Origin of the sequence: Peptoniphilus grossensis ph5 (genome assembly GCF_000311825.1) — a bacterium.
In the GTDB taxonomy this organism is placed as follows: domain Bacteria; phylum Bacillota; class Clostridia; order Tissierellales; family Peptoniphilaceae; genus Peptoniphilus_A; species Peptoniphilus_A hominis.
The window spans coordinates 239,443-244,508 of sequence record NZ_HE978566.1; the positions used below are offsets into that span (position 1 = coordinate 239,443).

Genomic DNA, 5,066 nt, shown 5'->3' on the forward strand with positions numbered 1-5,066 from the left:
GCCAAAAAATTTAATTATTTTGATATAATATATCCAAATAAATAAAACAACTGGAAGGATAAACACAAAAGGATTTATCAATAACTACTATGTATTGCAAACACTTGAGATGAACATAAAAAGGTTTACAAATCCAGAATTGAGGGGATGGTTTATAATTATATTTTAAAGTAAGAGCATTTTAGGAAGATTTTAATTCAAAGAAGAAAGGAGAAAAAATATGGACAACAAACAAAATTCAAAAAGATATCTGGTATTGTTCTTAGCACTTATCATGCTAATAGGAACACTGCCACTAAATATCTTTGCAGAAGTCGAAAAAGCTGACTGGACAATCGACGAGAAAAAAGAAGCCGAAATGAGCTTCTGGAAATTGGCCGATGTCAACGAAGTAGTTGTCGTGGCCAACGGCGAAGGAATGAAGACACCTTGTATTAACTACATTGGTACTTATATCAATGCGGAAGGCAGAACGGTTGTTAGAGTTTCTTTTAGGGTGTTTCAAAATCTAGCCACCGCTGTATGGCATAAGGCCCTATTTAAATTTGACAACGACTTATATAATCTGATTGATTTCGATGATTCGGGTACAGGGATGTATAAGGGCGTAGAAAATGGAGACTGGCACGATTCAGCAACCTACAAAGAAGTTGCACCGTTTACGAAAGTGGTGAGCTCACTTTCGGGGGCAGTAAATGTTAAAGAACAAAGCTTGAAAAACAATAAGAATTTAGTTGGAGGAAATTGTCGTTCTGAAATTCCCATCGACCTTGTTTTAAAAGAGGGCAAAACAGTTGCCGACATTAAAGGGCAACCGCATATTCAAATGCGATTAACAGACAAGGACTATAAAAGGATATTCTGCGTAGCAGGAACGGGAAAAGCTAAGGATGATCCTGCGAAAAACGATGATTCGGCAGTGGACGAAAATACGCTGATTACACCTTATAACTCCTACACTTTTATGACTTATATACCGTCGGCAAATAATAATGCGGACGTGAATACTGTGGAAGACTACAATAGGGACTACCAATTTTACGCTGCCAATTCTTACGCAAAATATAACGAAGCGGGCGGCTATCTGGATGTCTTCCACAAACAATCAAAGATGAACTCCGGTGACAATATTGGTGGTGAAAACTTTGCCTTTAGACAAGTATTTAATGAAGAATTTGCAGGCGTTTTAAAAAAACAAGATGAATCGGGTACGGTAGCAGAAGTTTTTCCGGCAAGCCAACAAGGTGATATGTGGAAAACTGCTAAACCTATAAAAATCACTATGAATGATTTAAACACGTCTGATAACAGTGATTTAAATCCCGGTTTTCAAGGCATACAAGTCGCTTCAAATTATAAGAGCACGATTAAAAAGAAATTTGCAGGCCTTAACACCGTATTAACCACGGCGAAACCAGGAGAATCCTATTTAAACGGTGCAACAACAGAGTTTAACTCAGGCTTGCCTACCATTACCAGATACTACATCGACAAAGATGCGGTAGCAGAAAAAGGCTTAACGAAAGATGACCTTGCGTCTTTTGATTTCTATTCAACATTTATATTAGACAGTACCAAAAAATTGATCGAGTATACGGCTACCAATGACACAGGTAAAGATATTGTGCTTCAACCAAATAGCACAATCGGCTTAACCTATGTCGATGGAAAAACGTCTACACCAAATACTGGATTAAAGAAGTACTCACTGACTTTCGGAGAGGGTCCTTATAAAATTGAATTGAGATCAAATTTTGAACACACAGGTACATTGAAAGATAAAAATGTGGGTTCACAATACGTGTATAACTTAATTCCCGGCATGACAATTAAAGCCGGAGAAAAAATAACCTTCAGGACCATGAAGTATGATACGATTCCGTCCAAGGTTATCTTAACTTTGCCCGGCACTGATGGGGATAAGACGATTGATTTAGTACCGGGTGCAGACGGAGCAGAGTTAACCACACCCAGAAGGTTGAACTATGTTACAACCTATGCAGGTGGATCGGCGACGCAATCTGGTGTTAATCCGGATATCGATGAAATATTCACCGATTCTCAAAATATTACAGGTAGAACGAGATACGTTGGTGCTAAAATCAAACTCTTCTACCCGAATAACACAGACTATGAATTCACCATTGCAGATCAAAAGACCAGAACCAAAATGAATGTCAATGGTGCCGAAGTAAATGGCTATACATTTACGACAGAAGGTAAGACCGGATTTGCAATGCCAACAGGTCTTGTAAAAGATTCACAAATTGGAATTACCAATACTGACGTTAAAAAAGCATCGACGCCAAGTGATAAAGCTTTTGAAAAAGTACAAGCGAAGGTTACCTTCGATCTAAACGGTGGTAAGTTGGCTACGACTGTAAAATCCTTTGAAGGATTTGATACTACTAAGCTACCAGGAACAGAATTTGATTATAAATTACAAAGAGCAAGCGACACAGCGCCAGTAGTAAGAATTGCACCGATGAACGAAAAAGCAGCGGGCGAAGAAGGCTACACGCCAAACGGATTTAAAGTTGATAAATACATCGACCACAACGGCGATGTATTAAAAGACGATGCACTTGAACTTAGAAAATTCGTAAGCGACAAGCCGACGATTGAATCTGCTGATAATTTAGTATTCCTTGGTTGGACAACGAAAAAAGTTACTTCAGTAGAAGATTACAATAAACTGGAAGAACTAAAAACAGCCGACCAAGCAAAAGATACGACGAAAACCTATAAGTTTAAAGAAAACTCACCGATTCTAACCGGAATGACCGTATATGCCTTCTACGGACCGGTTAAATCACAAGTAACCAATCCAAAGCAAACTTACGATGAAGCAAATGACAAGCAATATATAGAAATCCAAGCAGAAGAAGGAAAATCACTTCCAGAAAACGCAACTTATAAGCTTGTTAAGAAGAATGATGACGGAACCTATACACCTGTAAAGGATTTGCCATCAAAAGTAGTAGATGGAAAAACTGTATTTGATATAACTGATTTAACAAGTGATAAATTCGATCCAAACGCAGACTACTATATCGAAACAACAGAAACTGGTAAAGACCCATCTTATTCAGATAAGCCTATTAAGATTGATAAAGTAGCGCCAACAATTACAAAAGATGGCGACAAGAACTTCACAGTAACTCAAGACGCCTACGGCTACCAAGTAAAAATCACTGCAACAGCTAATGACAATGCAGGTATCTTAAGAGTTTATGTAGCAGATGATAAAGTTAATGGTTATTACAAAGAAGATGCTAGTGAAAAAACTGCTAACTTAACTGAATCTATCCAAAAACAAGAAGGAAAAGACAAGACATTTAAAGTTACAGCAGTAGATAAGTTTGGCAATAAGACTACAGTTGAACAAAAAGTTCAACAAAAAGCTGAACCACTAAGCTTAAAGGCGGAAAGACCACTTGGCGGTACTGACTATATCTTTGTAACAACAAGCAAAGGTGCTGAACTTGATATAACTGTTATTAATAAGGATAAAGAAGAAATATTCTCTATGAAACACACTCAAGAAGAAGACACAGACGAAATAAAACTTGTTAAAGATGGAACACCATTTGAGTTATCAAAAGGTCAAAGAATTAAGATAACAGCAACAAGCGGTAATCAAACAGTTAAAATGACAATTAGAGTTAGGTAGTAATTTAAAATTTAAAATATAAAGGAGGAATAAAATTGAACAAATTAACTACGAAAAGATTACTTCCTTTCTTACTTGCAATGGTAATGATATTTGGAACCATAAGTCCAGCCTTTGCAGCTGGATTTGATGGTTCAAATGAGCCAGTGCAAAAGACAGAAAGTGAATTAATCTCTAAAAATGGAAAACTTAGAGCAAAACTTGTAGTTCCACAAGAACCAAAAGTACAAAAAAGATTTATGGTTCCATTTGGAGGACCAGCAAAAGCACCAAAAAAAGCACCAGCAAAAGCACCGGGCTTTGGTGAAACAACCGTAAAAGTAAATATTGTAAAACATGGAATTGGAACAAATCCATTTAATTTTGACGCTGTGTTTGGAACTACTCCAGATACAAAAGTTACTCTTATCAATTGGGATACAGATGAAACACAAGAAGCTACTTTTAATAAGGACACGCAAAGTGTTACCTTTGACAAATCTGTTTCCATGGAAGACATGACTAACGATGTCTATGGTATTGAGTTTGAAGGAACTAACGTAGCTGGAAAGATTACTTTTTATGAATCAACTCCATCCTATAGTGGGGGATCCAATATAACTACATTTACCCTTGACCTTTACCAAGTTAGAAACACTGATGTCATTGTAAAAACAGTGGATGCAGAAGGAACTGAAGCAACAAACCCAACTACTGCAGCGACTGGTGGGAAGATTAAATTAACTGCAGGAAACGTTACTGAAACTATAGACATCCCTGCAGTTGCAAGTGCTACTGAAACTGTAAAGAACATTAACACAAGAAATAAAAACGACATTAACAATGGTTTAAACTTTACAGTTGAAGGTTTAGAAAATGGCGTATTAGTAGATAAAGATGCTAACAAAGTCTATAAACCAACAATTGGAACACCAGACCCTGATGGACTCAAACCAACAGAAATCAAATTCACAGAAAAGCCAATCGTAACAGAAACAGAACCAAAGATTGACGATCCAGAAAATCCTGGAACACAAATCACAGATCCTGACTATGTAAAAGTAACATTCGCAGCAGGCGACCACGGAACAATCGCAGCAGACGCTACAAAAGAATATTATGTTTTCAAAGGTGTGACAATGGCTTCTACCTTAACTCCACCAGCAGTGACACCAAATACAGGTTGGACACAAAAGACAGGAGCAGAAGCATGGAATCCAGATTTAGCAACAAAATATGATTCAGCAATAGAACACGTTGCTCAATACAACTACACAGGAAAAGACATTGTTCCACAACCAGGCGAAGAAAAGCCAGACGTACCAAATAACTTTGTACTAGTAGAATTCAAAGCTGGCGACCATGGTACATTATCCGGAACAACAAAATATTGGGTAAACCCAGAAGCAGGAAA

The 5,066-nt window shown here is 37.4% G+C and carries 2 protein-coding genes; both read left to right on the forward strand.

What is annotated here, in order from left to right:
- Nucleotides 1–220: 220 nt before the first annotated feature.
- Nucleotides 221–3,673 carry a hypothetical protein gene (locus HGPG_RS01105; protein ID WP_019124204.1) on the forward strand — a complete coding sequence of 1,151 codons (3,453 nt, stop codon included), beginning with the start codon at nucleotides 221–223 and terminating at the stop codon, nucleotides 3,671–3,673.
- 35 nt (nucleotides 3,674–3,708) lie between these two features.
- On the forward strand, nucleotides 3,709–5,066 hold a 1,358-nt coding region (locus HGPG_RS10305; RefSeq protein ID WP_036731165.1), incomplete at its 3' end, for a hypothetical protein.

What these genes read in the sequence shown, in the direction of transcription:
- HGPG_RS01105 (WP_019124204.1), top strand. Translation starts at nt 221, where the DNA reads ATGGACAACAAACAAAATTCAAAAAGATATCTGGTATTGTTCTTAGCA.